The organism is Streptomyces sp. NPDC039424, assembly GCF_055639495.1.
This window is the reverse complement of record NZ_JBVKAI010000021.1, coordinates 18,855-45,694: the sequence shown is the minus strand read 5'-3', so window position 1 is coordinate 45,694 and position 26,840 is coordinate 18,855. Positions and strand designations below refer to the sequence as shown.

23 protein-coding genes and 1 pseudogene are annotated in these 26,840 nt (G+C 73.5%); 14 read left to right on the top strand and 10 right to left on the bottom strand.

Going from position 1 to position 26,840, the window contains the following annotated elements; genetic code table 11:
- Positions 1-156 precede the first annotated feature (156 nt).
- The 3 genes from ACZ7L0_RS35870 to ACZ7L0_RS35860 all read right to left on the bottom strand — a co-directional run bounded on the left by ACZ7L0_RS35870 (position 157) and on the right by ACZ7L0_RS35860 (position 2,856).
- Positions 157-1,413, bottom strand: a complete 1,257-nt coding sequence (locus ACZ7L0_RS35870) for a serine/threonine-protein kinase (RefSeq protein ID WP_471246745.1) — start codon at positions 1,411-1,413, stop codon at positions 157-159.
- A 357-nt stretch (positions 1,414-1,770) separates the two neighbouring features.
- Complete coding sequence (locus tag ACZ7L0_RS35865) at positions 1,771-2,214, bottom strand: hypothetical protein (RefSeq protein ID WP_471246744.1); 444 nt, start codon at positions 2,212-2,214, stop codon at positions 1,771-1,773.
- A 117-nt stretch (positions 2,215-2,331) separates the two neighbouring features.
- A complete protein-coding gene (locus ACZ7L0_RS35860; RefSeq protein ID WP_471246743.1) occupies positions 2,332-2,856 on the bottom strand; it encodes a hypothetical protein in 525 nt (174 codons plus the stop codon).
- A 37-nt stretch (positions 2,857-2,893) separates the two neighbouring features.
- On the opposite strand from ACZ7L0_RS35860, the gene ACZ7L0_RS35855 reads away from it, so the two are divergent.
- From ACZ7L0_RS35855 to ACZ7L0_RS35835, 5 genes are all read left to right on the top strand, one after another.
- The gene (locus ACZ7L0_RS35855) at positions 2,894-3,367 is read left to right on the top strand and encodes a diadenosine tetraphosphate hydrolase (RefSeq protein ID WP_471246840.1); all 474 of its coding nucleotides are present in this window, start codon (positions 2,894-2,896) and stop codon (positions 3,365-3,367) included.
- Between the two features lie 228 nt (positions 3,368-3,595).
- Entirely contained in the window at positions 3,596-4,261 is a 666-nt protein-coding gene (locus ACZ7L0_RS35850) for an SDR family NAD(P)-dependent oxidoreductase (RefSeq protein WP_471246742.1), read from the top strand.
- A gap of 113 nt (positions 4,262-4,374) precedes the next feature.
- Positions 4,375-5,118, top strand: a complete 744-nt coding sequence (locus ACZ7L0_RS35845; protein ID WP_471246741.1) for a restriction endonuclease — start codon at positions 4,375-4,377, stop codon at positions 5,116-5,118.
- Between the two features lie 121 nt (positions 5,119-5,239).
- On the top strand, positions 5,240-6,724 hold the full coding sequence (locus ACZ7L0_RS35840; RefSeq protein ID WP_471246740.1) for a PP2C family protein-serine/threonine phosphatase: 1,485 nt from the start codon (positions 5,240-5,242) through the stop codon (positions 6,722-6,724).
- Between the two features lie 7 nt (positions 6,725-6,731).
- The gene (locus tag ACZ7L0_RS35835) at positions 6,732-7,109 is read left to right on the top strand and encodes an STAS domain-containing protein (protein WP_471246739.1); all 378 of its coding nucleotides are present in this window, start codon (positions 6,732-6,734) and stop codon (positions 7,107-7,109) included.
- On the opposite strand, the gene ACZ7L0_RS35830 is transcribed toward ACZ7L0_RS35835, so the two are convergent.
- From ACZ7L0_RS35830 to ACZ7L0_RS35815, 4 genes and pseudogenes are all read right to left on the bottom strand, one after another.
- Positions 7,097-7,504, bottom strand: coding sequence for a hypothetical protein (locus tag ACZ7L0_RS35830; RefSeq protein ID WP_471246738.1), 408 nt, complete (start codon positions 7,502-7,504; stop codon positions 7,097-7,099). The two genes, ACZ7L0_RS35835 and ACZ7L0_RS35830, sit on opposite strands and share 13 nt — an antisense overlap.
- A 78-nt stretch (positions 7,505-7,582) precedes the next feature.
- The gene (locus ACZ7L0_RS35825; RefSeq protein ID WP_471246737.1) at positions 7,583-8,317 is read right to left on the bottom strand and encodes a class I SAM-dependent methyltransferase; all 735 of its coding nucleotides are present in this window, start codon (positions 8,315-8,317) and stop codon (positions 7,583-7,585) included.
- A gap of 119 nt (positions 8,318-8,436) precedes the next feature.
- The gene (locus tag ACZ7L0_RS35820) at positions 8,437-8,610 is read right to left on the bottom strand and encodes a CsbD family protein (RefSeq protein WP_471246736.1); all 174 of its coding nucleotides are present in this window, start codon (positions 8,608-8,610) and stop codon (positions 8,437-8,439) included.
- Positions 8,611-8,682: 72 nt separating this feature from the next.
- A pseudogene (locus ACZ7L0_RS35815) lies at positions 8,683-9,643 on the bottom strand (pirin family protein).
- Positions 9,644-9,818: 175 nt separating this feature from the next.
- Between ACZ7L0_RS35815 and ACZ7L0_RS35810 the strand changes: the two are divergent.
- From ACZ7L0_RS35810 to ACZ7L0_RS35795, 4 genes are all read left to right on the top strand, one after another.
- The gene (locus tag ACZ7L0_RS35810; RefSeq protein ID WP_471246735.1) at positions 9,819-10,655 is read left to right on the top strand and encodes an alpha/beta fold hydrolase; all 837 of its coding nucleotides are present in this window, start codon (positions 9,819-9,821) and stop codon (positions 10,653-10,655) included.
- Between the two features lie 121 nt (positions 10,656-10,776).
- Entirely contained in the window at positions 10,777-11,190 is a 414-nt protein-coding gene (locus tag ACZ7L0_RS35805) for a hypothetical protein (RefSeq protein ID WP_471246734.1), read from the top strand.
- Between the two features lie 9 nt (positions 11,191-11,199).
- Positions 11,200-15,681 carry an HAD-IC family P-type ATPase gene (locus ACZ7L0_RS35800; RefSeq protein WP_471246733.1) on the top strand — a complete coding sequence of 1,494 codons (4,482 nt, stop codon included), beginning with the start codon at positions 11,200-11,202 and terminating at the stop codon, positions 15,679-15,681.
- Positions 15,682-15,731: 50 nt separating this feature from the next.
- A complete protein-coding gene (locus ACZ7L0_RS35795; RefSeq protein WP_471246732.1) occupies positions 15,732-15,998 on the top strand; it encodes a hypothetical protein in 267 nt (88 codons plus the stop codon).
- 20 nt (positions 15,999-16,018) lie between these two features.
- On the opposite strand, the gene ACZ7L0_RS35790 is transcribed toward ACZ7L0_RS35795, so the two are convergent.
- Complete coding sequence (locus ACZ7L0_RS35790; RefSeq protein ID WP_471246731.1) at positions 16,019-16,672, bottom strand: FMN-dependent NADH-azoreductase; 654 nt, start codon at positions 16,670-16,672, stop codon at positions 16,019-16,021.
- 102 nt (positions 16,673-16,774) lie between these two features.
- On the opposite strand from ACZ7L0_RS35790, the gene ACZ7L0_RS35785 reads away from it, so the two are divergent.
- The 3 genes from ACZ7L0_RS35785 to ACZ7L0_RS35775 all read left to right on the top strand — a co-directional run bounded on the left by ACZ7L0_RS35785 (position 16,775) and on the right by ACZ7L0_RS35775 (position 20,010).
- On the top strand, positions 16,775-17,137 hold the full coding sequence (locus tag ACZ7L0_RS35785) for a winged helix-turn-helix transcriptional regulator (RefSeq protein ID WP_471246730.1): 363 nt from the start codon (positions 16,775-16,777) through the stop codon (positions 17,135-17,137).
- A gap of 165 nt (positions 17,138-17,302) precedes the next feature.
- Positions 17,303-18,967: an alkaline phosphatase D family protein gene (locus ACZ7L0_RS35780; protein ID WP_471246729.1), complete on the top strand. Its 1,665-nt coding sequence runs from the start codon at positions 17,303-17,305 to the stop codon at positions 18,965-18,967.
- Positions 18,968-19,095: 128 nt separating this feature from the next.
- Positions 19,096-20,010 carry an SGNH/GDSL hydrolase family protein gene (locus tag ACZ7L0_RS35775; RefSeq protein ID WP_471246728.1) on the top strand — a complete coding sequence of 305 codons (915 nt, stop codon included), beginning with the start codon at positions 19,096-19,098 and terminating at the stop codon, positions 20,008-20,010.
- An 18-nt stretch (positions 20,011-20,028) separates the two neighbouring features.
- Here the strand turns inward: ACZ7L0_RS35775 and ACZ7L0_RS35770 are convergent, their stop codons facing one another.
- Positions 20,029-21,222 carry an acyltransferase family protein gene (locus ACZ7L0_RS35770; RefSeq protein ID WP_471246727.1) on the bottom strand — a complete coding sequence of 398 codons (1,194 nt, stop codon included), beginning with the start codon at positions 21,220-21,222 and terminating at the stop codon, positions 20,029-20,031.
- Between the two features lie 281 nt (positions 21,223-21,503).
- Here ACZ7L0_RS35770 and ACZ7L0_RS35765 point away from each other — a divergent pair, with 281 nt between their 5' ends.
- Positions 21,504-23,888: a phosphoketolase family protein gene (locus tag ACZ7L0_RS35765; RefSeq protein WP_471246726.1), complete on the top strand. Its 2,385-nt coding sequence runs from the start codon at positions 21,504-21,506 to the stop codon at positions 23,886-23,888.
- Positions 23,889-23,974: 86 nt separating this feature from the next.
- Positions 23,975-24,667 (top strand): response regulator, encoded by a 693-nt coding sequence (locus ACZ7L0_RS35760; protein WP_471246725.1) that lies wholly within the window; start codon positions 23,975-23,977, stop codon positions 24,665-24,667.
- 36 nt (positions 24,668-24,703) lie between these two features.
- Here the strand turns inward: ACZ7L0_RS35760 and ACZ7L0_RS35755 are convergent, their stop codons facing one another.
- Positions 24,704-26,692 (bottom strand): PAS domain S-box protein, encoded by a 1,989-nt coding sequence (locus ACZ7L0_RS35755; RefSeq protein ID WP_471246724.1) that lies wholly within the window; start codon positions 26,690-26,692, stop codon positions 24,704-24,706.
- Positions 26,693-26,840: the final 148 nt, after the last annotated feature.

Here is a 26,840-nt window from a genome sequence, read left to right as displayed (position 1 = left end):
GCACTCCTTCCGCCGGCCGACGCGCATGGCCCGCCGGGCCTGGAGCGCGGCCCGCCTGCGTCGGCAGACGCCTCGCCTTACATGGTCCCCCCGATGTGCCGGTCGACACACCCCGTGACGCCGGCGGCGCCCTCCCCGCGCCCTCGGACACCCGGGTCAGTGCTCGCCCTTGCCTCCGTGCTTGGCCGCCTTCTTCGGGTTCGGCCGGGCGTCACCGGCCGGCTGTGCGGTCCGCTGTGCGGGGGAGGGGGACGCGGTGGCCCCCGAGGCCGGTGGGGTGGCGGGCTGCGCGGTCGAGGACGGCTCGGCCTCCCGGCCCCCCTCCGCGCCGTTGTCGGACGAGAACCAGGCCATACCGGCGAGCAGCGCGCCGACGAACAGGGCGGCGCCGCACAGCAGCAGCACCAAGCGGGAGCGGCGCGGGACGGATGCGCGGGAGCGGTGCTGTGCGGCCCGGTGCACCGTCGTACTCCACTCCGTGTCCGCCTTCGGGACGGGGAAGCCCGCGCCAGGGGTGGCAGCCGCGCGGGTGGCACGCGGGGCTGCCGGTATCGGGGTGTCCGGCAGTTCCCGCGGCAGGGGCTGCGCCATCCCCTGCCAGGCTCCGCGCCCGAACCAGTCCGCCACCTCCTCGGCCGAGGGCCGGTCCTCGGGCCGCTTGGCGAGGAGCCCGAGCAGGTAGTTCTCGAAGGCGGGCGGCAGGTCGGCACCGAGCTCACGGGGTGGCTGAGGGGCGGCGTCGAGGTGCTGGTGGAGGACCGCCAGGGCGGACGCGCCCTGGAACGGCGTGCGCCCGGTGAGGAGCTGGTAGAGCACGCAGCCCAGGGAGTACACGTCCGAGGCCGGGCCCGCGGGCTGGCCCAGCGCACGCTCCGGCGCGAGGTAGAGGCTGGTGCCGACGATCTGCCCGGTGGCGGTGAGGGCGGCGCCGGGGTCGTGGAAGAAACGGGCGATGCCGAAGTCGCCGATCTTCAGCGTGCCGTCGGCGTCCAGCAGGAGGTTCGCGGGCTTGATGTCGCGGTGCACGATGCCCTGCCGGTGGGCGGCGGCGAGCCCGGCGGCCGCCTCGGCGGCGATACGGGCGACGCGCGCGGCGGGCAGCGCACCGGAGGTGGCGAGCAGCCGGGCCAGGCTGTCGCCCTCGACCAGTTCCATCACCAGGAACAGGTTGTGCTCGTGCTGGCCGAAGTCGAGTACGCCGACCACGTTCGGGTGGCTGAGGGAGCCGGCGGTCTGCGCCTCCAGGTGGAAGCGGGAGACGGAGGTGGGATCGGAGCCCTGGGGCAGCAGCAGTTTCACGGCCACCGGTCTGCCGAGTATCTCGTCGAAGGCCCGCCAGACCTCCCCCATGGCGCCCCGCCCGATCGCGTCCTGCAACCGGTATCGGCCCGCTGCCAGCACCTGTTCTCCCACCCTCTTGCCGTACGACATCTCGACCGCCGGGCACGGCAACTCCCCACGTGGACGGGGGTGTCGGCGCTGCGGCTGGCCCAGCGTAGCGGCTCTTCGGGGGCCGTCCTTCCCAGTCGGTAAAGGCGGTGGCCGTCGCCCACACGGCAAGCGCGTCCAGACCCGCTTCGGTCACCGGGTGGTGGCTCTCCGGCGGGGCGGGACAGGTGGCGGGCAGGGCGCCGGTGCTGACGATCTGGCCGACCGCGATCGCCGCCGTGCGGTCAGGCGCCGCCACGCCGACTGCTCGGCCGGGTCGTCGCCGTCGGCCCGGTACTCCGCCGCCGACGCGGTCGCCCTGGCCCACGGCGGGTGCGCGCGTCAGCGCCGCCCGAACCGCCGGCCCGGTCCCGGGGCCCACAGCCACGAGTACGTCCGGGTGCGCCCCGCGATGTCGGAGCCGTGGGCGGCCGCCACCGCCGTCATCAGCGGCCATGCCAGGAAGGTCACCGCGATCTCCGCGTAACCGGCGTCCGTGCCCACCGCCACGACCGGGAACTCGGCGAGGAAGGCGAGCCCGCCCAGCAGCGCGCCCACGAGGGCGAGCCCCCACGGCCGGACGACGACGCGGGACGCGAGGGCCAGCCCCCCGCCGAGGACCAGGCCCATCACCACACCGGCCACCGCGCCGCCCGCGAGGAGCAGCCCGCAGTACCGGAGATCCCGGGTGGCGAACCCGGTGTCCCCTCCCGTGGCGAATTCCACGAGCGCCACTCCCAGGGCGAGCACCGCCCAGGGGATCACCGGCACTGCGGCCATCAGCATGCCGACGCGAATCCCGCGCCCCAGCGCCCCCTGCCTGCGCATTCGTCCCCGCCCCGGCCGATCGTAGTAACGGGGCGGCAGCCTACCCGGCGCCCGAGCGTGCCTGTCCGCCGCCGGTCAGCGCCCGGATCCGTCCACGTTCCATTCCCGAGGCAGGGCGGCGTCGCACAGGGCGCAGAAGAAGAAGCCCTCACGTACGACGTTGAGCCGGTGGCAGGAAGGGCAGCGGCGGAACACCACCTCGTGGGTGAACCGGGGCGGTCGGGCGATCCCGGCGCGGTCCAGGGCCGCGGCGACGGCGGGCCAGGAGGCCGTGTCGGGGCAGTAGCCGGTCGACTGGTTGCTGACCTCCTCCACCGCCCACCACCCGGCCTCCGCACGGAAGCCGATCTCACCCGCGCTCAGCACCGCCGCGCCGCCGGCGCACACCACGTGCTCGCTCCGGCGCGGTGCGAGGCGCAGGAACCCCGCGGTGTCGACCACGAAGGTGAAGGGCTCGGCCAGTTCGTCCGCGGTCCGGAGCGCAACCCATGTGCCGAAGTCCGCGGGCGACCGCACGACCCGGCCCTCGCCTCCGGGACGTACCAGGGCCATGAGCTCGGCAGGCCCCGCGTAGCGATAGGTTCGGCCCGGTGTGTTCATGGCGGCCAATCTAGGGCCCGTCCCCCGAGAGGTGACCGTGGTCGACGACTGGCGCGAGGACCGGATCGGCAGCGCGCTCCGGGGCGAGAACCCCACGGTGCTGCGGAGGCTGGAAGCGGGGTTCGCGGTGATCGGGGACGTCCAGTTCCTGCCGGGATACTCGGTGTTCCTCGTGGACGACCCCGCGGTGCAGCGGCTGTCGGAGCTTTCCATGAGCAGGCGGCGGGCGTTCCTGTCCGGCATGGACCGGCTGGGCGAGGCCGTCGAGCGGGCCTGTGCCCGGCTGGACCCGGCCTTTCGGCGCGTCAACCTGGAGATCCTGGGCAACACCGACCCGTTCCTGCACGCGCATGTGTGGCCGAGGTTCGACTGGGAGCCCGCCGATCTCGTGGGCAGGCCCGTGTGGCTGTACCCGCGCGAGCGGTGGAGCGACGAACGGTACGCCCTCGGCCCGGGGCATGACGCCCTGCGGGCCGCGATCGGTGAGGAGCTCGACCGGGGGAGTTCCTGATGCGAGGCGCGGTGCGGGCGCCGGCCCGGGTCACCATGACCGGTCTGCCGGGATGCGTGCCCGGCGGCCGGGCATGATGCTCGTGGAAGTTCCCCCAGAACCGACGGGAGTCCCCATGTCCGTCCCCGTCACACCGGCCCGGCGGCCCGCCGCGGGCGTGATCCCGCGCGGTGCGTCCCGGGCGCTCGACGAGCAGGGCCGCGACGCCCCCTGCCGGACGGCCGCGTCATGACCGCCCTCGCCGTCGTCGGAGCGGGCCCTGGCCTCGGGGCCGCCGTGGCCCGCCGCTTCGGCCGCGAGGGGTACGACATCGCCCTCGTCGCCCGTGACCAGGACCGGCTGGACACCCTGACCGGTGAACTCGGTGCCGAGGGGGTCACCGCGCGCGGCTTCGCCGCCGACGTGCGCGACCCGCAGACCCTTGTCGCGGCGCTGGACGCGGCGGGCGCGGCCGTCGGCCCGATCGAGGTGCTCCAGTACAGCCCGGTCCCGCACCGGGACTTCATGCGCCCGGTCCTGACGACCACGCACACCGATCTGCTGGGGCCGGTCGAGTTCTCGGTGTACGGCCCGGTCGCCGCCGTGCAACAGGTCCTGCCCGGCATGCGTGCCCTGGGCCGCGGCACGATCCTGTTCGTCAACGGCGGCACCGCCGTCGTCCCGCACCCCGAGCGGGCGGGCACGTCGATCGCCTTCGCCGCCGAGAGCGCCTACGGCCATCTGCTGCACGACCGGCTCGCCGCCGAGGGCATCCACGTAGCGCAGCTGATCATTCCCGGCGCGATCATCCCCGGGCACCACCGCAAGGACCCCGCCGTACTCGCGGACCTCCTGTGGAGCATGCACCAGGACCGGCACGGCTTCCGGCACTTCGCCGACGACCTGGACTCCTGAGCCCGCGTCCGGGCAAGGCCACGGCCGAGTCGGCGGGGCGCACGGTGAACGGGGCGATCTTGGGCAGACGGCAGGAGTGATCTTCACGCACCACAGGGGGGAGCCTCACCACCGTGACCGTGCCCGCACGCCGCCTCAGCCGGACCAGCCGCCGACGCCCCTTCGACCTGCGCGCGACGGCGGTGTACTTCGGCATCCTCGCCATTCTCCTGATCGTCCTGGGCCTCACCGTTCGCGCGGCGGCCGCCGCCGCCGAGCGCCGCCCGGCCTGGGTCGCCGTCCTGTGCCTCATCGGTGTCGCGTCCGCGGTGGCGGTGCGCCGCCGATGGCACCGGCGCACCGCACGGCGGGCCGCACACCGGGCCGCCGCCGCGCTCGACGCGGCGACCCGCACGGCCGTCGAGGCATTGGAGACGCCGCCGGTTCCCGACGCCCCGCCCTTTCACGACGAGGGTGAAGTCGTCGACTACGACGCCCTGGACCCCGACGAGTTCGAGCAGGCGATAGCCGCGCTCTGCGAACGGGACGGTTGTGCGCGGGTGGAGGTGGTCGGCGGAGCCGGGGACCTCGGTGCCGACATCCTGGCCGTGACCCCCGACGGGCGGCGCCTCGTCATCCAGTGCAAACGCTACTGCGCCACCAACCGCGTGGGTTCGGAGGAGCTCCAGCGCTTCGGCGGCACCTGCTACACCGTCCACGAGGCCGACCTCGCGATCGTCGTCACCACCGGCGACTTCACCGCGCCGGCCGCCGAGTACGCCGAACTGTGCGGGATCCTCTGCCTGGACGGACAGGCCCTGCGGGCATGGAGCGACCGTACCGGACCGCAGCCCTGGACCTGCCCCGACCGCCTCTAGGGAAGCATTGCTACAGCAAAGCATGCATGGGCCACCGGGTTGGCGTGCGCGCCGGTGATCCGTTTAGGCTGCCCCGGTCTGTGCCGCGCCCGCCGGCCCGGGCGACGGAGGTGGAAGGCCGATGAACCAGCACGCCTCGGCAACCGACCCGGCCCCGGAACGGCGCCCCGAGCTGGTCCACGACCCGGACGTGGAGGGGAACCGGATCGCGGCGGTACGCCGCTACGACATTCTCGACACCCCGCCCGACGGGGCGTTCGACCGGGTGGCGGCGATGGCCGCCCGCCTCTTCGACGTCCCCGTGGCGACGGTCACGATCGTGGACACCGACCGGATCTGGTTCAAGGCGGCCCACGGCCTGGAGGGCGTGAAGGAGATCGGCCGGGACCCGGGCCTGTGCGGCTCGGCCGTGCTGCGCGACGAAGCGCTGGTGATACCCGACACACTGCTCGATCCGGTCGCGGTGGAAAATCCGCTGGTGGCCGGAGAGATGGGCGTGCGCTTCTACGCCGCCGCCCCCATCGTCACCCATGACGGACACCGGCTCGGCACGGTCAACGTCCTCGACACCAGGCCGCGCGCGATCACCCCGGACGACACCGCGACGCTCACCGACCTCGCCGCGATCGTGATGGACGAGATGGAGCTGCGGCTGTCCGCACTGCGCGCGCTCCGGTACGAGCAGCAGCAGCGGGAGGCCCAGAGCCGGCACGCGGAGGCCGAGCGGAAACGGGCGGAGGCGGAGCGCGCGGCACGGGAGCGGGCGGAGAAGGACAAGGCCGCCATCGCCGCGTTCGCCTCGACCCTGCAGCGCACGCTGCTGCCGCCGGCGCTGCCGGCCGTGCCCGGACTGGAGCTGGCCTGCCACTACAGCACCGCCTCCGCCTACGACGTCGGCGGCGACTTCTACGACATCTTTCCCCTGGAGGGCGGGCGGTGGGCGTTCTTCCTGGGTGATGTGTGCGGCAAGGGCGCCGAGGCGGCGACCGTCACCGCGCTGGCCCGCCACACCCTGCGCGCCGCGGCGCAGATCGATGCGGACCCGGTCGCCGTGCTCACCGCCCTCAACACGGTGCTGCTGACCGACGTCGCCGCCGGGAGCCGCTTCTGCACCGCCGTCTTCGGCCTGCTCACCCCGCGGGAGTCGGGCTCCTTCACGGTGACGCTGGCCACCGGTGGGCATCCGCCGGTCTACCATCTGCGGCCCGACGACAGCGACGCGGTGTGGGTGAAGGCGGTCCGCCCCAAGGGCGGCATGCTCATAGGAGCCTTTCCCCAGGCGCGGTTCGCCGAGGTCACCTTCGATCTGACCCCCGGCGAGGCCCTCCTCCTCTATACCGACGGGCTGATCGAGGCCCGCGACGGGCAGGGCGCCATGCTCGGCGACGAGGGCCTGACCGGTTTCCTGCACCAGCGCGACGGTCGCCTCGACGCCACCGGACTGGTGGAGGACACCGTCACCCTGCTCACCTCACTGCCCGACAAGGCAGGGGACGACGTCGCCCTGCTGGCCCTGTCCGTACCGGCCCCCGAGGCGGCTCCCGAAACGGGCATGGCCGCCACCGCCCACACCGCCGCCGCACCCGACAACCTCGGCAAGGAGTGATCACCACGTGACCGACGACCTCCGTACGACCGTCCAGCACCCCCGCCCGGGGCTCGCCGTCGCCGCCGTCACGGGAGCACTGGACATGCAGGCCGCCCCCGCCCTGCAGGCGCATGTGCTGGACATCATCCGGCAGGGGCACCCGCACCTGATCCTGGACCTGCGACAGGTCAGCTTCTGCGACTCCACCGGCCTGAGCGTCATCATCGGGGTCTGGCACGCGGCCCAGGGCGCCGGCGGCTCGCTGGCCCTCGCCCACGTTCCCGACCGCCTGATGCGCATGCTCACCCTGACGGGCGTCGACACGCTCCTTCCCCTCCACCCCACGACCGCCGACGCGGTGGCGGCCCGGTCGGCGGCGGACGCCGGGGGTCAGTGCCAGTAGCTCGGCATGCCGCCGTCGCCGCCACTGTGCAGGGCCGCCCACACCGCCAGCAGGATCACGGCCACGACCGCGACGGTCAGGATCAGGCAACCGCGGTTGCCGGACCGGTTCAGCTCGCGCACACGGGCCGCCTCGGCGGCCCGGCCCTCCGGGCTGTCGCGCAGCTGCCCGGCCGTCACCTCGGCCGTTCCGTCGGCCATCGCCCGGGCGACGCGTGCGACGTCGTCCGCGTGGAAGGAGACGACCGTCCGCGAACCCCAGGTGGAGTTCGCGGTCCGGGTGCGCGTGCGCACACCGTTGGCCTCGGCGACGGCGCCGATGCACACCGCGCGGATCGACGGCCAGGCCTCGGCGACCTGCCGGTGGTCCCTCCACGGCGCGTCCGGCGGCCTCATGGCAGGGCCGCCCGGATCCAGGCGTCGCGCACTCTCGTCCTCCCAGGGCAACGGGCTGCGCGGTGTCCGGCCCGGCCGTCAGCCGCTCTCAGGGCGCCGTGCGAGGAAGACGAACTCCCGGCCCGGACGGTCGGGGGCGTCACGGACGTCCTCCACCACATACCCCTCGGCGGCCAACTCCGCCTCGATCTCCCGTCGTTCACGGAAACGCAGCGTCGACTCCGAGGTCAGCATCCGCCCGTCCGCACGGAACACGCAAGTCCCCCGGAACGTCACCAGGGGCAGGCTCACCTCGATCAGGTCGAACCACTGCTCGACCACGCCGACACCCGGGATGTCGGCCACCTGGTACGAGGCCTCGCGGTTCCACTCCTCCCAGGCCCGCCGGGCCGGATCCCTGGTCTCGAACACCAGGAGGCCGCCGGGCCGCAGAGCGTCGTAGACCCCCCGCAGGGTCCTCCGCCACACCTGGGGATCGACGATGGCCTGGGCCACGTTCGCCGTCATCGTCGCGAGGTCGACCCGCAGCGGGGGGAGCGCGGTCGCGTCACCGTGGATCCAGCGCACCCGATCGGCGCCCGGTTTGCCCCGGGCCACCTCGACGGACGCCTCGGCGGGATCCACGCCGACGACCTCCATCCCCCGATCGGCCAGCAGGAGCGCGAACACCCCGGTCCCGCAGCCGATGTCCAGCACCCGGCGCGCCCCGAACTCCTCCGCGATGCCGACGTACGCGTCCAGATCGCCGCGGTCGGGATCGAGCGCGTCGTAGATCGCGGCGAGCCGTGGAAGCCGGAAGCATTCGTCAGCCATGCGGCCGAAGCTACGGGGAGCCGCCGCCGAACGGCCACCCGGTTTCGCACGAGACACGCGGACACACGTGGCGGGGCCCCCGTTCCGGGAACGGGGGCCCCGCCACGTGTGTCTCGCGCTCAGTGCCGGAAGGCGTCCTTGATCTTCTCCTTCGCCTGACGCATGTCGCCCTTCGACTGCTTCGCCCGGCCCTCGGCTGTCAGCCCCTCGTCGTCCGTCGTGCGGCCGACGGCCTCCTTGGCCTTGCCCTTGGCCTGCTCCATCTTGGCCTTGGCCTTCTGCTCTCCAGCCACCGTGCTCACTCCAAGTCGCAATCGACAGTGGGGTCACTACGACGAGTGACCGCAAGAGGGGCACATAAACCCTCAGCGGCGCCTCGGGTTCCCACGCGGCCTGATGGTGGCGTGCGGAAGGGCGGGCGCGGGCAGGCGGTCGCCGTCGTAACCCTCGACGGCGCCGAAGCGGTCGGAGGCGTTCTGCCACGCTTGCCTGGCCTCGACGACATCCTCGTGGTCGCGCCCGATGAAGTTCCACCACATGACGACCCGCTCCTCGAACGGCGTCCCGCCCAGCAGCACGGCCCGGGCGGGGGCGTCGGTCTCGTTCGTCAGCGTCAGCGTGCCGCTTCCCGGGCCGAGGTAGCCCAGTTCCGCAGGGCGCAGCAGCGTCCCGGCCAGGCGGACGTCCCCCTGGTCCACGAGCAGTCCGTGCTCGAAGGCGGTGTCCACCGGGAGTGCGGTCGTCGAGCGCGGCTCCAGGACGAGTTCGGCGCCGAGCAAGGGGGTGAACGTCCGCACCGGAGAGGTGTCACCGGCGAGGGATCCCAGGAACACCCTGATCTCCGCGCCGCCGACCCGCACCGGGCCGGGCACGTGGTGCCGGAAGTCACGGGCGGTGTGCCGGTGCTCCTCGGGCAGCGCCACCCACAGCTGGACGCCGTGCAGGATCGTCGTACGGGGGGGTGGAGACCTCCGAGTGGCTGATGCCGTACCCGCCCGTCATCAGGTTCAGCTCACCGGGCTTTACCAGCGCGTGGCTGCCCAGGCTGTCCCGGTGCTCGATCTCCCCGCTGAACAGCCAGCTCACCGTCTGCAGTCCGGTGTGCGGATGCGGAGCGACGTCCATGCCGCCCGACTCGGCGACGTCGTCGGGCCCGTAGTGGTCGGCGAAGCACCAGGCTCCGATCAGCGTCCGGGCCCGCTGCGGCAGCGTACGCCGTACGGTCATGGCCCTCGGGCCGCCCAGGGGGACGTCCCGCGCGGACAGCACCTCGACCTGCGGCGCGGGTTCCCCGTTGTCCGCGGCACTTTCGGATTCAACGATCATGCCTGATGGTACGTCCGCGGGGTACGCCCGTGGCAGGCACGCCTCCCCGCCCGGCACTCCCAGGCATGCGCCGGTGCGCTGGAGGACAACAGACGGCGGCACGCGCGCCCTAGCGTGCGTCCCGAGCACCGGTCACTTCCTGTGGACCGGTAACTTCCCAGGGAAGGAAAAGCACTTGCCGTACATCACCGTGGGCCAGGAGAACTCCACCACCATCGACCTCTACTACGAGGACCACGGCACCGGGCAGCCGGTCGTCCTCATCCACGGCTTCCCGCTCGACGGCCACTCCTGGGAGCGGCAGAGCGCCGTGCTGCTCGACGCGGGCTACCGCGTGATCACCTACGACCGCCGTGGCTTCGGACAGTCGAGCCAGCCGACGGCCGGCTACGACTACGACACCTTCGCGGCCGACCTGAACACCGTGCTGGAGACCCTCGACCTGCGGGACGCCGTCCTGGTCGGCTTCTCCATGGGCACCGGTGAGGTCGCCCGGTACGTGTCCACGTACGGCTCCGGCCGGGTCGCCAAGGTCGCCTTCCTGGCCTCGCTGGAGCCCTGCCTGCTCAAGTCCGACGACAACCCCGACGGGGTCGCCCCGAAGGAGTTCTTCGACGGCGTGGTCGCGGCCGTCAAGGCGGACCGCTACGCGTACTACACGGACTTCTACGAGGACTTCTACAACCTGGACGAGAACCTCGGCACCAGGATCAGCGAGGAAGCGGTCCGCAACAGCTGGAACGTCGCCGCGGTCGGTGGCTTCTTCGCCGCCGCCGCCGCGCCGTCGACCTGGTACACCGACTTCCGGGCCGACATCCCGGCCATCGACGTACCTGCCCTGATCCTGCACGGTACGGGCGACCGGATCCTGCCCGTCGAGGGAACCGCGCGGCCCTTCCACAAGGCGCTGCCGTCCGCCGACTACGTGGAGATCGAGGGCGCCCCGCACGGCCTGCTGTGGACGCACGCGGAGGAGGTCAACGCCGCGCTCCTCGCCTTCCTGAGGAAGTGACCCTCAGCCCCCGTATGCCGCTTTTCTTACACTTTCTCCCGTTTTGCACGTAATGACCTGACATTGCGGGAACTCGGAAGACCGGGAGCGAGGAACGTGACGTACGGAGGCGAGTGGAACCATGGCTGAGCAGAAGTCGCCGGACCTCACCAGGCCGCTGCGCACCGCGGCCTCCGCGCTGCGCAGGGTGCCCGGTGCCGGGACGGTCGGCAGGGTCACGGAGGACGCGCTGAACGCCGTCGGGGCGGTATCGCCGCGCGGGCGGCGCATGGCGGTCTACACGGGCGCCGGGGTCCTCGGCGTCGCCGGCGTCGTGGAGTGGCCCGTCGCCCTGACCGGGGCCGCCGTGGCCTGGCTGACCCAGCCCCGCCCCGAGCACCCGGAGCAGCCGGCCGCGTCGAGCGGCGACGGCCACGGAGGCGGCAAGCACCACGGCAACGGCAAGCGCCACGGCAACGGGAAGCACCACGGGGACGGCAAGCACGCCTCGGGCTGGACCAGCACCGCCGTGCGGCACACCCGCAGCGGCGAGTGAGGGCACGAGATGGGGCTCGCGGGAGTGATGCGCTCCTCGACCGCCGCCGGGCTCGTCCTGACCGGTCCCCGGCTGCTGGCGAGCGGGGCCGCGCCCGCCGTGGGCCTGGCCGCCGGGGCAGCCGCCGCGACGGTACGGGCCGGGGTGCGGGGCGCCGACACCACCGTGCGGGTGACGCGGGTCGTGCGCAACGCGCTGCCGGGCCGCACCGGTCAGTGGCGGTCCGGCGCCCGCGCCCACCTCGCGCTGCGGCCGGCCGACGCGGAACTCGCCCGGTCGGCGGACGCGGCCCGGCACGCGGCCCGAGCGGCCGGCCGGGTGGCCGAGGCGCTGGCCGAACACCCCGACGTGGCACTCGCCTACTGGGACGGCGGCCTGGGACGGCTGGTGGTGACGGCGGCCGAGGACAGCCTCACCGACGGGGTGGTGGAGCGGGCCGCCGCCCTCGCCGAAGACCACGGACTGGTGGCCAGGGAGGACCCGGAGGAGGAGTTCACCCACCCCGGCGACCCGGCCGCCGTACGCACCGCGGCGGCGGCCCTCGCGGTCGATGCCCTGGGCACCGCCGTCGCGTTCACCACCTCCGCGCTGCCGCTGCCGCGCGCGCCCCGGGCGGTCACCGCGGGCGTGACGCTGCTGCGCGAGAACCCGCGCTTCCGCTCCTGGCTGGCCGGCCGCCTCGGCCGGTCCCGGATGGACCTGGTGCTCGCCGCCGCCAACGCGGCCAGCCACGCCGCGGACCGCTCACCGACCGCCCTGGTACTGGACGGATCCCTGCGCGCCTGCCAGCTCGCGGAACGGGTGGCCCGCGCGACCGCGTTCGACGCCACCCACGACCGGCTGTCCGGCCCCCACCGCGTGAGCGTGCCCGCCGGTCACTGCCCGCGCCCACCGCTGCGCACCGTGCCGGACCAGGAGTACGCCGCGCACGCCTCCATCGGCAGCGTGGTCGGCGCCCTGGTGACCGAACTCGTCAAGCACGACGTCCACGAGGCGGCGGAGGCCGTGCTCGCCGGCTCGCCCAAGGCGGCCCGCTACGGGCCCGCCGCCTTCCACGCCGTCCTGAGCGGCGCCCTGGCCCGGCACGGTGTGCTGGTCCGGGAGCCCGGGCGGCTGCGGGAACTGGAGACCGCGGACATCCTCGCGCTGCACCCCAGCGCACTGCGCGCACCGGGCGCCGACGCGGATCCGTGGGGCGAGGCCGTTCTCGACGCGGCCCGGCATGCCGGGCTGCTCGTGGTGATGACCGACGATCCCGCCCTGGCCGACCTCGCCGGGCTCGCCGACCGGGTCGTCGACGGCGACCGGCCATGGGACGAGGTGGTGCGCGAACTGCGCCAGGGCGACGAGGGCGGCACCGTCCTCACGGTCGCCCGGACCGCCTCGGCCGACGACGCCGATGTGCTCTCCGGGCTGCTCGGCGGCGATGTGGCCGTCGCGCTGACCGACCAGGACGGGGTCGTCGTCTGGGGCGCGGACGTGCTGGCCCCGCACGGCCTGCCCGACGTGTGGCGGCTGCTGACCGCGATCCCGGCCGCGCGCAAGGTCAGCCGCCGTTCGAAGACCCTGGCCCGCTCCGGCGCCGCCCTGTCCGGCCTGCTGGTGGCCGTCGGCGAGGCCCGGCGCTCCCCCCGGTCGCCGCTGCCCGGCCTGCGCCACGCACCGGTCGACGCGGGCGCGGCCGCCGCCCTGCTGAGCGGCGTACGGGCGGCCATCGGCGTGGCCACGGCCCGCGCTCCGCATCCCCGGCCGCGCATCGCCTGGCATGCCCTGGAACTCGATGAGGTCCAAGAGCGGCTGGCCCGCCAGACGGCACCGCGGCCCACCCTCGGCGAGCGGACCGCCGCCCGGGCGCGCGGCGTCGCCGGCGCCGCCCGCCGGCACCCGGTGCTCGGCCCCGCTTCCGCCCCGGTGCGCTGGTCGGTGCGGCTCGGCCGCGCCGTACGGGGCGAACTCGACGACCCGCTCACCCCGGTGCTGGCGGTCGGCTCGGCGGCGTCGGCGATCCTCGGCTCCGCCGTGGACGCCCTGCTGGTCATCGGGGCGCTCGACCTCAACGCCCTGATCGGCGGCGTCCAACGGCTGCGGGCCGAGCGGGCGCTGTCCGGGCTGCTGGCCCAGCAGAAGCAGAAGGCACATCTCAGCCTGCGCCCGGACCGGCGGCCCGAGGAGCACGACGAGGCGACGCCGCGGGAGGCGGCACGGACCGTGGACGCCACCCAACTGCGCCCGGGCGACGTCATCGGGCTCGGCGCCGACGACGTCGTACCCGCCGACGCCCGGCTGCTGTGGGAGGACGGCCTGGAGGTGGACGAGTCCGCGCTGACCGGCGAGTCCCTGCCGGTGGACAAACACACCGACCCCACCCCGCGCGCCGCCGTCGCGGACCGCCGGTGCATGGTCTTCGAGGGGACGACCGTGGTGGCCGGGCGGGCCGAGGCGGTCGTGGTGCACACCGGCGACCGCACCGAGGCGGCACGTGCCGTCCACCTCGCCGCCCGTAAGCCCCCGGCCGCCGGTGTGCAGGCCAGACTCCAGGAACTCACCGGCAAGGCACTGCCGTTGACGCTCGCGGGCGGCGCCGCCGTGACCGGGCTGTCCCTGCTGCGCGGCGCCCCGATCCGACGGGCGGTCAGCGGCGGGGTCGCGGTGGCCGTGGCCGCCGTTCCCGAGGGGCTGCCGCTGGTGGCGACGGTGGCCCAGCTCGCCGCCGCCCGGCGGCTCAGCCGGCGGGGCGTGCTGGTCCGTACCCCGCGCACGCTGGAGGCGCTGGGCCGGATGGACACGCTCTGCTTCGACAAGACCGGCACACTCACCGAGAACCGGCTGCGCCTGGTCCAGGTGGCCGGCGCCGACGGCACGGTCCGCACGGCCGACCGCCCGGAGTCCGCCGAGACCGTACGGATCGCCGCCCGGGCCTGTCCCCGGCTGAACGGCGACTCGGGCGGCAGGCCCGCCCACGCCACCGACGAGGCGGTGCTGGAGGCGGCGGAGCCGGACCCGGACTGGGTGCAGACCGAGGGCCTCCCGTTCGAGCCCGGACGCGGCTACGCCGCCGCCATCGGGCACACCGCGGACGGAGCCCGGGTGCTCGTGGTCAAGGGCGCCCCGGAGACCGTGCTGCCCGCGTGCGCCGATCTGCCGCCCCGTGCCTCCGACGCGGCCCACGCGCTGACCGGCGACGCACTGCGCGTCCTGGCGGTGGCGCAACGCCCGCTGGACGCGGACGAGAACGACACGGACGCCCTCGACCAGGCCCTGGACGGACTCCGCTTCACCGGTCTGCTGGCCCTGTCGGACGTGCCGAGGGAGAACTCCAGCGCCCTGGTCCAGGCGCTGCGGGAGACGGGCGTACGACCCGTCATGCTCACCGGTGACCACCCGCAGACCGCCCGGGCGATCGCCCTGGAGCTGGGCTGGCCCGAGGACACGGCCGTCGTCACCGGCGACGAGCTGGCCGCCGCCGACCGTGCGCAGCGCGCCGGGATCCTGCGGGACGCGGACGTCGTGGCCCGGGTCGCGCCCGAGCAGAAGCTCCTGGTCGTCGAGGCGCTGCGGGACGCGGGCCGGGTGGTCGGCATGGTCGGCGACGGCGCCAACGACGCCGCGGCCATCCGCGCCGCCGACATCGGCGTGGGCATCAGCGCCCGCGGCTCGGCGGCCGCACGCAACGCGGCCGACATCGTCCTCACCTTCGGCGACCTGTCCGTGCTCACGGACGCGGTGGCCGAGGGCCGCGCCCTGTGGCGCTGCGTCGCCGACGCCATCGCCATCCTGATCGGCGGCAACGCGGGCGAGGTGAGCTTCGGCATCCTCGGCAGCCTGCTGTCGGGTTCGGCCCCGCTGTCCACCCGTCAGATGCTGCTGGTGAACCTGTTCACCGACCTGTTCCCCGCGATGGCGGTGGCGGTCACACCGCACGAGGAGCGGCGGGACGAGGCTTCCCCGGCGGGCGGCGCACCCGACGGACAGCTCGTCACCTCACTCCTGCGTAAACCCCTGCTGCGCCAGATCCGCCACCGTGCGCTGACCACCTGCCTGGGCGCCACCATGGCCTGGCTGATCGGCCGGTTCACCCCGGGCACGACCCGCCGCTCCACCACCATGGCCCTGTGCGCGGTGGTCGGCACCCAGTTGGCCCAGACCCTCGCCGACCGCCGGGACAGCCTCCTGGTCCGGGCCACGGCCCTGGGCTCCGCCGCCGTCCTCGTGGCCCTCGTCCAGACCCCCGGTGTCAGCCAGTTCTTCGGCTGCACCCCCCTCGGCCCCCTCGGCTGGGCGGGTGTGGTCGCGGCCATCACGCTCGCGGTGACCGGCCAGCGGGCGCTGCCGCGGGTCGAACGGGCGATTCTGGGCTGGTGGCGGTCGAGCGTCGCCCGGCCCGAGGCATCGGGCGCACCGCAGTCGGTCGTGAACTCGGTACGGCGGACCTGGGAGGCGCTCAACCACACCTTCGCCGGAACGGGCAACGCGGCCTCCGGCACGGCCTGACCGAGGGCGCGGCCCCCCGGTTGTCAGTGCCGGATGCGACGCTGCCCGGCATGGATGAGCAGGAGTTCATGCGCGGCCGGGTGTACGGGGCCGACCACGACGACGCCGGCCCCCGCCCCCACCACACCTACGCCCAACTGGTCGGCGGCCCGCTGGACGGGCTGCTGCTTGACGTCACCGACCGCTCGGGCCGTCCGCCGGGCGAGCCGGTGGCCCTGGTGACGGAGATAGGCCGCTACGGACCCGGCGGCCGCGCCCTGTACGTGCCCCGGGCGGACGACGCTTCCCGTTACGACTGGTACGGCGACACTCCCTGACGAGTGAGGGGCCGATCCCGTCAGGCGGCGGCCGTCAGCGCGGCGCCCTTGCCCTTGCTGACGGCGTCCTCGTGGGCCTGGGCCTTGGAGGCCTCGGCGAGCGGGATGAGTTCCGCCATCGCGGGGTTGGAGTGGGCCATGGTGAGCTCGGGGACGATGAAGTCGACCCGCATGCCCATCATGTCCCCGAGGAGCGCCCGCAGCAGGTTCTGCACGTACTCGAAGCCCTCGCGCGGGGTGCCGGGAGCGTAGGAACCGCCGCGGCTGGCCACGACGTACACCGGGGTGCCCTTGATCGGGGACTCCTCGGCCATCGCCGTACGGCCCACGAGCAGCACCTGGTCGAGCCACGCCTTCAGCGTGGACGGGATCGTGAGGTTGTACATCGGGGCGCCGATGAGCACGGCGTCGGCGTTCTCCAGCTCCTCGATCAGCTTCAGGCGCGCGGCGAAGGCCGCGGCCTGCTCCGGGGTGTGCTCGGACGGGGCGGCGAACCCGGCGGACGCGGTGAGGGCGTCGAGGTGCGCAACCGGGTGCGCGGTGAGGTCGCGGTAGATCACGGTGCCGTCGGGGTGCTGCTCCTCCCAGGCCTTGCGGAACGCGGCCGTGACCGAGCGGGAGGCGGAAGCGGCCTCGGGCCAGAGGGACGAGTCCAGGTGCAGCAGCGTAGCCATGGAGATCTCCAATGTGAGGTCGTGTCGTTCCGTGCGTACCTAGTAATAACACAGGCGCTTACTTTTTTTCATCTACAACGAAGGTCATAGTAGACTGAGGTCATGAGGGATGCCGGCGCCGAGCCCTGCAAGACGGTCGACAAGGCCATCACGCGTGTGTTCACGCTGCTCGGTAAACGCTGGACCGGCCCGATCGTCGCGGTGCTGATGGCGCAGCCGGTGCACTTCGCCGACCTGCGCCGCGCCATCCCGGGCATCAGCGAGCGCATGCTCTCGGACCGGCTGAGCGAACTCGGTGCCGCGGGACTCGTCGTGCGCGAAGTGGACGAGGGGCCGCCGCTGCGGGTCTCGTACCGCCTGACCGAGGCGGGCGCGGCACTGGAGCCGTCCCTGAAGGAACTCGCCGTCTGGGCGGAGAGGCACCTGCCGGAGACGGACTGCGGCTCCAACCCCTGCGCCGTCTGAGCCCTCGGCGCCTCCGGTCACCTGTGTGGGCGCGCGGCAGCGGGCCGCGCGGTCCGAGTGCGCCGCCTCTTGTGTGACCGGCCAGGCACGGTGCACCGGATTCTGACGTTATGTCTGATTAGCATGCGGGGTCCGCGGACCCGCCCCCGCATGAGAGGACGTCAGATGGCGCGACCGGGCCGTCACAGAGCTCTGGCCGAGCACCCCTCCTCCCCGCATGACGCCGTGCTGCGGGCCGCCGCCCGGCACGTCGGCCGCCGCCGTCTGCTCACCGTCGCCGCGGCGGCGGCCACGCTCGCCTTCACCACCAACCGGCCGGCCCGTGGCGCCTCGGCCGCCCCCGAACTCGACGCCGCGCGCATCTCCCAGGATCCGTTCACTCTCGGTGTCGCGTCCGGAGATCCCCTCCCGGACGCGGTGGTGCTGTGGACCCGGCTGGCCCCCGCCCCGTTCGAGGCGGACGGCGGACTGGGCGGGCAGCGGGTCACCGTCCAGTGGGAAGTCGCCCGGGACGAGAACTTCTCCGTGCCGGCGCAGCGGGGCGAAGCGGTGGCCCATCCCGAGTACGGCCACAGCCTGCACATCGACGTCCGGGGCCTGCTGCCCGGCACCGTCTACCACTACCGGTTCCGCACCGGCGCCTGGATCAGCCCGGTCGGCCGCACCCGCACCGCACCGCCCGCGGGCAGCGACACCTCGGCCCTCCGGCTCGCGGCCGTGGCCTGCCAGGCGTACCAGGACGGCTACTACACCGCCTACCGGCACCTCGCCGAGGACGACGTCGACGTCGTCTTCCACCTCGGCGACTACCTCTACGAGTACGCCGTGGACGCCGCGGGAGGCGAGCGCCGCTACACCGGCGTCCCGCTGCCCGACGTCTTCGACCGCGAGACCATGACCCTGACGGACTACCGCCTGCGGTACGCGCTCTACAAGAGCGACCCCGACCTGCGGGCGGCCCACGCCACCCACCCCTTCGTCGTCACCTGGGACGACCACGAGACCGAGAACAACTACGCCGGTGCCGTCGACGAGCACGACGACCCGCCGGAGCGGTTCCTGGTGCGGCGCGCCGCGGCCTACCGGGCGTACTGGGAGAACCAGCCACTGCGTTCCGCGCAGCTCCCGCAGGGCCCCGACATGCGGTTGTACCGCCGCCTCCAGTGGGGCACGCTCGCCCAGTTCGACATCCTGGACACCCGCCAGTACCGCTCCGACCAGGCCTACGGCGATGTGCCGCACGTTCCGGGGGCCGAGTCCGACGACCCGGCGCGCACCCTCACCGGCGACGCGCAGGAACGCTGGCTGATCGACGGATGGCGGGCCTCGACCGCCCTGTGGAACGTGACGCCCCAGCAGGTGTGCTTCTCCCAGCGCAAGTTCGACCTCAACGCGGAGGCCAAGGTCTCCATGGACGCCTGGGACGGCTACCGCGCCTCACGCGACCGCGTCGTCGCCGGCGCCAAGGCGGCCGGCATCGACAACTGGCTGGTCCTCACCGGGGACGTCCACGTCGCCTACGCCTTCGACATCAAGGACGACTTCGACGACCCGGCCTCCCGGAACCTGGGCACGGAGCTCACCTGCACATCGGTCACCAGCGGCAAGGACGGCGTCGACAGGCCCGCCGGCTGGGGTACCTACATGCGGGCCAACCCCCACATGAAGTTCTACAACGGAAGACGCGGCTACGTCCGCGTCGAACTGGGACGCCAGACCGCCCGGGCCGACTTCAGGACCGTCTCCGCCGTCACCACGCCCGGCGCCGCCGTCACCACGGCCGCGTCCTTCGTCACCGAGGCCGGCGCTCCCGGCCTGAAACCGGCCTGAGACCAGCCGTGGTCCGGGCACGGCACCGGACCGCGGCGCACAGTTGGTTCCCGCCTCTGGCTTCGCACGCGTACCGGACGGTATACAAGCTCCGTTGACCGTGCGAAGGCACCAGGGGGAGGGCTTGCATGGCGGGCGAAACGCATTCGGGCGGAGCGGCGAGACGCCGACGGGCGGTCACTGTGGGGGCGGTGCTGGGCGGCTGCGCCCTCGTCGCCGCTTCGACGACGCCCGCCGCGGCGAACGGGAGGGGGCACGGCGGCGGCACGCACTACGTGTCCCTCGGCGACTCCTACACCTCGGGCCCCTTGATACCGCGGCAGGTGGACGCCAACTGCGCCCGCTCCGACCACAATTACCCCTCGCTCGTGGCGGCGGAGCGAGGAGTGACCGCGTTCAAGGACGTCAGCTGCAGCGGGGCGACGACCGAGCACATGTGGAAGTCCCAGGGCACCAACGGCCCCCAGCTGAACGCCCTGCGACGGGACACCGACCTGGTGACGGTCCAGATCGGCGGCAACGACATCGGCTTCGGATCCATCATCGCGACCTGCGCCCGCCTGGGCGCCACCGACCCGACGGCAAACCCGTGCGAGCGCTACTACACCTCCTCCGGCATCGACCAGCTGGCCGTGAACATCGCGCAGACCGCACCGAAGGTCGACCGGGTACTGCGGGCCGTGCACGCCAGGGCGCCGCACGCACGTGTACTCGTCGTCGGCTACCCGGACCTCCTCCCCGACGACGGCAGCGGCTGCTACCCCGCCGTCCCGTTCGCGGCACGGGACTTCCCCTACCTGCGGGACACGGGCAAACGGCTCAACCTGATGCTGCGCCTGGTGGCCGCGTGGAACCACGCCGAGTACGTCGACACATACGGCCCCACACGCGGCCACGACATGTGCGAGGCACCGGCGGACCGCTGGATCGAACCGCTGCAGCCGGCCGCGCCCGCGGCCCCCGCGCACCCGAACGCCAAGGGCGAGGAGGCCATGGCGCGTGCCGTGCTCGAACGCCTCGGCAAGGGGCATGGGCGCGGCTGAGCGGCCCGGGCGGGTGCCTCAGTCGGCCGCCGCGGCCGGAGCGGGCTGAGACCGGGTGGACGGCGAGGTCTGCGGGGGCGGGGCGGAACGGCGCCCCCGCAGGAGCAGCCGCCGCGCCGGGACTTCCACCGCCTCGTACAGGACCCAGGACAGCCCGAGCGACAGGGTGAACGCGACGGCGGTGACGGCCAGGCCCACCGGCACGCCGAAGTGGGGGGACTTGCCGAGCAGGCCGATGCCGGCCCGCAGCACCAGCAGATGGACCATGTAGAAGGCGAACGACAGTTCCCCGAGCCGCACCGTCCGTCGGCGCCGCCAGAGTGAGGGCAGGCCGTGCAGGTCCGCGACGGCCGCCGCCGGGATGAGCAGGGCGAAACCGGCGATGGTGCACGCCGTGCCCGGGTACCCGGCCGTGACCTGGGGGACGAGGAAGTACCCGATGATCGCCAGGGCGAGGGAGGCCTCCAGGCCGGGCCCGCGCCACCGGTCGAGGAGCACCAGCCGGGCGAGCGCGGCGCCGAGCACGAACTCGGGCAGGCGGGCGGCGGGGAAGGAGTTGATCGGCTGGCTCAGCCAGTGGTGGGCGTCGGCCCAGGCCAGCACCAGCACCGTCAGCACCGACGCCGCGGCCAGCGCGGCCGACCCGCGGGCGCCCAGGCGGCGCAGCAGGAGAGCCAGCAGCGGGAAGGTGGCGTAGAAGAACGCTTCGCAGGCGAGCGACCAGCTGACCGGGTTCAGCGTCTGCCACCACGGGCGCCACCAGGAGTGCACCAGCAGCACGTCGGCCAGCCCCTGGCGCAGCGTCGGCCTCGCCTGATGGGCCAGTGTGTAGGCCATCACCAGCGCGATCGCGACGGTGACCAGGTGCACCGGGTAGATGCGGGCGACGCGCCGCCACCAGAAGCGGAGCGCGCGGTCGTTCGGGCGTGCGGACCAGGTCAGTACGAAACCGGACAGCACGAAGAAGAACGACACTCCGCCGGCGCCGGCCCCGAAGGCCCAGTTCATGAGGCGACCGCCGTCGCCTCCGAAGTAGCCGAAGTTGCGTACGTGCAGTCCGAAGACCAGCAGCGCGGCCATCCAGCGCAGCCCGGTGAGCGAGGGCAGCGGGGGCGCCGAGGCGGGCCGTGGAATCCCGGTGGTGTTCGTGAGGGGGGGCGGGAGCGTGGTGGGGGCGGGTGGCGTCCGGGGCGCCCTGGTCGCCGTCGTCATGGATTCACCTGTCGGGGGAGGTTCGCGCGGGGTATGAAAGGGAAGGTTGCCCGTTCGTCACCTTTCATTCCGTTTCCGTGCGAAACATCACACCGCTGGTCGCGGGCCGTGTGGGGCTTTTCCGGGGCTTCTGATACCCGGTCACCACCGGGCGGGACGGTTCGGCCCGGGACGTGGCCCGAACGGCCCTGGCGGGTACCCGGCGGTCCCCGGAGGGTGGGTGATGTGCCCCGCGGCACGCGTCACACCCCCGACCGCCGGCCGACCCGGAAGGAACCCCGATGTCCGTCGACACACAGCAGGCGCCCGGCGGGCTCTCGGACGAGGAGCTCGCCACGCTGGACGCCCACTGGCGCGCCGCGAACTACCTCTCCGTGGGTCAGATCTATCTCATGGCCAACCCCCTGCTGACCGAGCCGCTGCGTCCGGAGCACGTCAAGCCGCGCCTGCTCGGGCACTGGGGCACCTCACCCGGCCTCAACCTGGTCCATACCCACCTCAACCGCGTCATCAAGGCCCGCGACCTGGACGCCCTGTGCATCTGGGGCCCGGGTCACGGCGGCCCCGCCGTCCTGTCGAACTCCTGGCTGGAAGGCTCGTACACCGAGACCTACCCGGACGTCACCCGGGACGCGGCCGGCATGGCGCGGCTGTTCCGGCAGTTCTCCTTCCCCGGCGGGGTGCCCAGCCACGTCGCCCCGGAGACCCCGGGCTCGATCCACGAGGGCGGGGAACTCGGCTACGCGCTCTCGCACGCCTACGGGGCGGCCTTCGACAACCCCGGCCTGCTGGTCGCCTGTGTGATCGGCGACGGCGAGGCGGAGACCGGGCCGCTGGCCGCCTCCTGGCACTCCGACAAGTTCCTCGACCCGGTGCACGACGGCGCCGTCCTGCCGATCCTCCACCTCAACGGCTACAAGATCGCCAATCCGACGGTGCTGTCCCGGCTGCCCGAGACCGAACTCGACGACCTTCTGAAGGGCTACGGTCACGACCCGATCCATGTCACCGGCGACGACCCGGCCGCCGTGCACCGGGCGATGGCCGAGGCCATGGACACCGCCGTGGACCGCATCGGCGCCTTCCAGCGCGCCGCCCGCGAGGACGGCGCGACCGAGCGTCCCCGCTGGCCGGTGATCGTGCTGCGCACCCCGAAGGGCTGGACCGGCCCGGCCGAGGTGGACGGCCTGCCCGTGGAGGGCACCTGGCGCTCCCACCAGGTGCCGCTGGCCGCCGTCCGGGACAACCCGGAACACCTGCGGCAGCTGGAGACGTGGCTGCGCTCGTACCGGCCCGAGGAGCTCTTCGACGAGCACGGCGCCCCGCGCCCCGACGTGCTGGCCTGCGTCCCACGCGGCACCCGCCGGCTCGGTGCCACCCCGCACGCCAACGGCGGGCTGCTGCTGCGCGCCCTACCCCTGCCACCGCTGGAGCGGTACGCCGTCGAGGTCGACAAGCCCGGCGCGACCCTCCACGAACCGACCCGCGTCCTCGGCGACCTGCTGCGGGACGTCATGGCGGCCACCGCCGACCGGCGCGACTTCCGCCTGGTCGGCCCCGACGAGACCGCCTCCAACCGCCTCCAGGCCGTCTACGCGGCCAGCGGCAAGGCCTGGCAGGCCGGCACCCTGCCGGTGGACGAGGACCTCGACCCGCACGGACGGGTGATGGAGATCCTCTCCGAGCACACCTGCCAGGGCTGGCTGGAGGGCTACCTCCTCACCGGCCGGCACGGGCTGTTCTCCTGCTACGAGGCCTTCGTGCACATCGTCGACTCGATGGTCAACCAGCACGTCAAATGGCTGCGCACCACCCGCCGCCTGCCCTGGCGCGCCCCCATCGCCTCGCTCAACTACCTGCTGACCTCACATGTGTGGCGGCAGGACCACAACGGCTTCTCCCACCAGGATCCCGGCTTCGTCGACCACATCCTGAACAAGAGCCCGGAGGCGGTACGGGTCTACCTGCCGCCGGACGCCAACACCCTGCTGTCGGTGGCCGACCACGTCCTGCGCAGCCGCGACTACGTCAACGTGGTCGTCGCCGGCAAGCAGCCCTGCTTCGACTGGCTCTCCCTGGAGCAGGCGAAGGCCCACTGCGCGCGCGGCGCCGGCATCTGGGAGTGGGCGGGCACCGAGGACGGCTCCGGGGAGCCGGACGTCGTACTGGGCTGCGCGGGTGACGTCCCCACCCAGGAGGTGCTGGCCGCCGCCCAGCTGCTGCGCCGGCACCTGCCCGAGCTGACCGTGCGGGTGGTGAACGTCGTGGACATCGCCCGCCTGCTGCCCAGCGAGGAACACCCGCACGGGATGAACGACTTCGAGTACGACGGACTGTTCACCGCCGACAAGCCGGTGATCTTCGCGTACCACGGCTACCCGTGGCTGATCCACCGTCTGGCCTACCGGCGCACCGGCCACCGCAACCTGCATGTGCGCGGCTACAAGGAGATCGGCACCACGACCACGCCGTTCGACATGGTGGTCGGCAACGACCTGGACCGCTACCGCCTGGTGATGGACGTCATCGACCGCGTCCCCGGCCTGGCCGTGCGGGCGGCGGCCGTCCGCCAGCGCATGGCGGACGTCCGGCAGCGCCACCAGGCCTGGATCCGCGAGCACGGCACGGATCTGCCGGAGGTGGCCGACTGGTCCTGGGACGGCTGAAACAGGGCCGATCGGCCCTGGCCCGCGGGCCCCGCGGCGGGAAAGGATGCTGCTGACAACCGCGCACATCCCAGGGAGCGAACGCGATGGCGGAGCGCGAACCGGCCGGCCCCGGCACCCCGATCCGGGTCTTCCTCCTCGACGACCACGAGGTGGTACGGCGCGGGGTGCGCGACCTGCTGGACGACGAGCCGGACCTCACGGTCGTCGGTGAGGCCGCCACCGCCGAGCAGGCACTGGCGCGCGTGCCCGCCCTCCGCCCGGACGTGGCGGTCCTCGACGTCCGCCTGCCGGACGGGGACGGCGTGACCGTGTGCCGGGAACTGCGCTCGGGCCTGCCGGAGCTGGCCTGTCTGATGCTGACCTCGTTCGACGAGGAGGAGGCGCTGCTGGACTCGATCATGGCAGGTGCGTCCGGGTACGTGCTCAAGCAGATCCAGGGCTCCGACCTGGTCTCGGCCGTGCGCACCGTGGCCGGCGGCCAGTCGCTGCTGGACCCGAGCGCGACCACCAGGCTCATGGCCCGGCTGCGAGGCGGGCAGCCACGGGAGGCGGAGCCGGACGCCCTGCCGGGCCTGACCGAGCGGGAACGGGAGATCCTCGCTTTGATCGGCGAGGGGCTCACCAACGGTCAGATCGGCCGACGGCTGTACCTCGCCGAGAAGACGGTGAAGAACCACATCTCCCGCCTGCTCGCCAAGCTCGGCGTCGAACGGCGCGTCCAGGCCGCCGTCATCGCCACCCAGGCCCAGGCCCGGCCGCGCGGCGAAAGGCGCTGACGGCCGCCTCAGCGCGCAGCCGGCCGGGACCGCGACTCACAGTTTCAGCGTGAACCAGGTCGTCTTGCCCTCGTCCGTCGGCCGCACCCCCCAGCTGTCGGCCAGGGTGCGGACCAGGAACAGACCGCGGCCGGACTCCTCGTCCTCGTCCTCGGCCGCGAGGCGGGGCTGGGGGAGCTGCGGGCTGTGGTCGCTGACCTCGACGGTGAGGTCGGTGGGGGTCCGGCACAGGCGCAGCCCCAGCGGGCCCTCGGCGTGCTGCACGGCGTTGGTGAGGGTCTCGGACAGCAGCAGCAGGGCGTCGTCGGCCGGTGCCGCGCACTCCCATGAGGCCAAGGTCCGGTTGAGGAACGCGCGTCCCTCGGGGACGGAGGCCGGCGCCGCGGGCAGCTCGGTGGTCACGGCGGCCAGGGGCGCGGCCGGCAGCTGGGCCAGCAGGAGCGTCACATCGTCGTTGTGCCCCTCGGCGTCCGGCAGCAGCGTGGCGAGCACATGGTCGGCGGCGGCCTCCAGCCCGGCGGCGGCCTCCACCCCGGTGGACCGGGGGAAGAAGGCGTCGAGGACGGCGGCGAGTTCGGAGAGCCGGGCCTCGATGTCGCTGCCGGGCGTCTCGATCAGGCCGTCGGTGTACAGCACGAGCGTGGCGCCGGGCGCTATGTCCGTGCAGGACTGCTCGTAGAGGACGTCACCGACGCCGAGCGGGGCGTTGACCGGCGTGGGAAGCGTGCGGACGCCGTCCCACGGGCCGACGACGAGGGTCGGCAGATGCCCGGCGGAACACACCGTCACCGTGCCGGCGTCGGGGGCGATGACCAGGTAGCAGCAGGTGACCAGCTGGTCGGGGACGTCCAGGTCGGTCACGGCCGTGTCCAGGGCCTGCATCAGCTGGCGCGGCTGCATGCCCGTCTTGGCGAGCGCGTGCGCGGCCGAACGCAGCTGGCCCATCACGGCGGCCGCCTCCAGACCGCGGCCCATCACATCGCCGATGAGGACACCGACCCGCCCCGCGCCCAGCGGTATGAGGTCGAACCAGTCGCCGCCCACGCCGGCGCCCTGCGTGGCGGGCCGGTAGCGGCTGGCGGTGGCCAGGCCGGGGATGGCGGGCGGGGTCCCCATGAGGCTGCGCTGCAGCGTGAGCGCGATGTGCCGCTGCTGCTCCAGCAGCGCCGTGAGCTCGGCCTCCGCGCGCTTGCGGTCACTGATGTCCCGGACGATGGCGCACGCGCCGACCACCCGGCCCCGGGTGTCCCGGGTCGGCCACAGCGTGACGTCGACGTCGAGCAGCGACCCGTCCCTGGTGACCCGCAGCGTCTCGAAGTGCTCGACCTTCTCGCCGTGCCGCAGCCGCTGCAGCAGCGCGCAGACGTCGTCCTGCAGCTCGGCCGGGGCGAGCAGGGACACGTGCCGGCCGATCGCCTCCTCGGCCGTGTAGCCGTACAGTCGCGCGGCGGCGGCGTTCCAGTACGTGATGTAGCCGTCGAGGGTCTTGGCGAGGATGGCGTCCTGGGAGGACTCGACGAGTGCGGCGAGTTCGTTGATACGGGCCTCGGCCGCCTTGCGGTCGCTGACGTCGCGCACGGCCGCGGACACCAGCAGCCCGTCCTCGGTCTCCAGGGGGCTGAGGCTGATCTCGACGGGGAACTCGCTGCCGTCCTTGCGCAGCCCGTGCAGTTCCAGCCCGGCCCCCATGGGCCGCACCTGCCCGTTGGCGGCGTAGCCGTCGCGGTGCCGGGTGTGGTGGGGCCGGAAGCGGTGCGGCACCAGCAAGTCGACCGGGTGGCCGAGCAGTTCCTCGCGCCGGTAGCCGAACAGGGCCTCGGTCTGGGCGTTGACGAGCCTGATGACGCCGGTGTCGTCGACGATGACCATGGCGTCCGGCGCCGCCTCCAGCAGCCCGCGGAACCGTTCCTCGGCCGCCGACGGCCCGCCTTGCGGCAACCGGGCACCGCACCGGCACCGCTCCAGGACCGCGGGATCCGCCGACCGCGTCGGCTCGTCCACGAAAGCGTTCATATCTACCGCCATGTCGCTCGATGCTGCGGCCATCTCAACGCATACCGGTCCGCACTGCCGTGACTTGTCGCGGGATGTCCCGGCACTGGCCGAAACGGGTTCGCGACGTGGACGAACGCGTCCGTGACGCGTCCGCGGCTGATCACATGCGGTCGCCCGG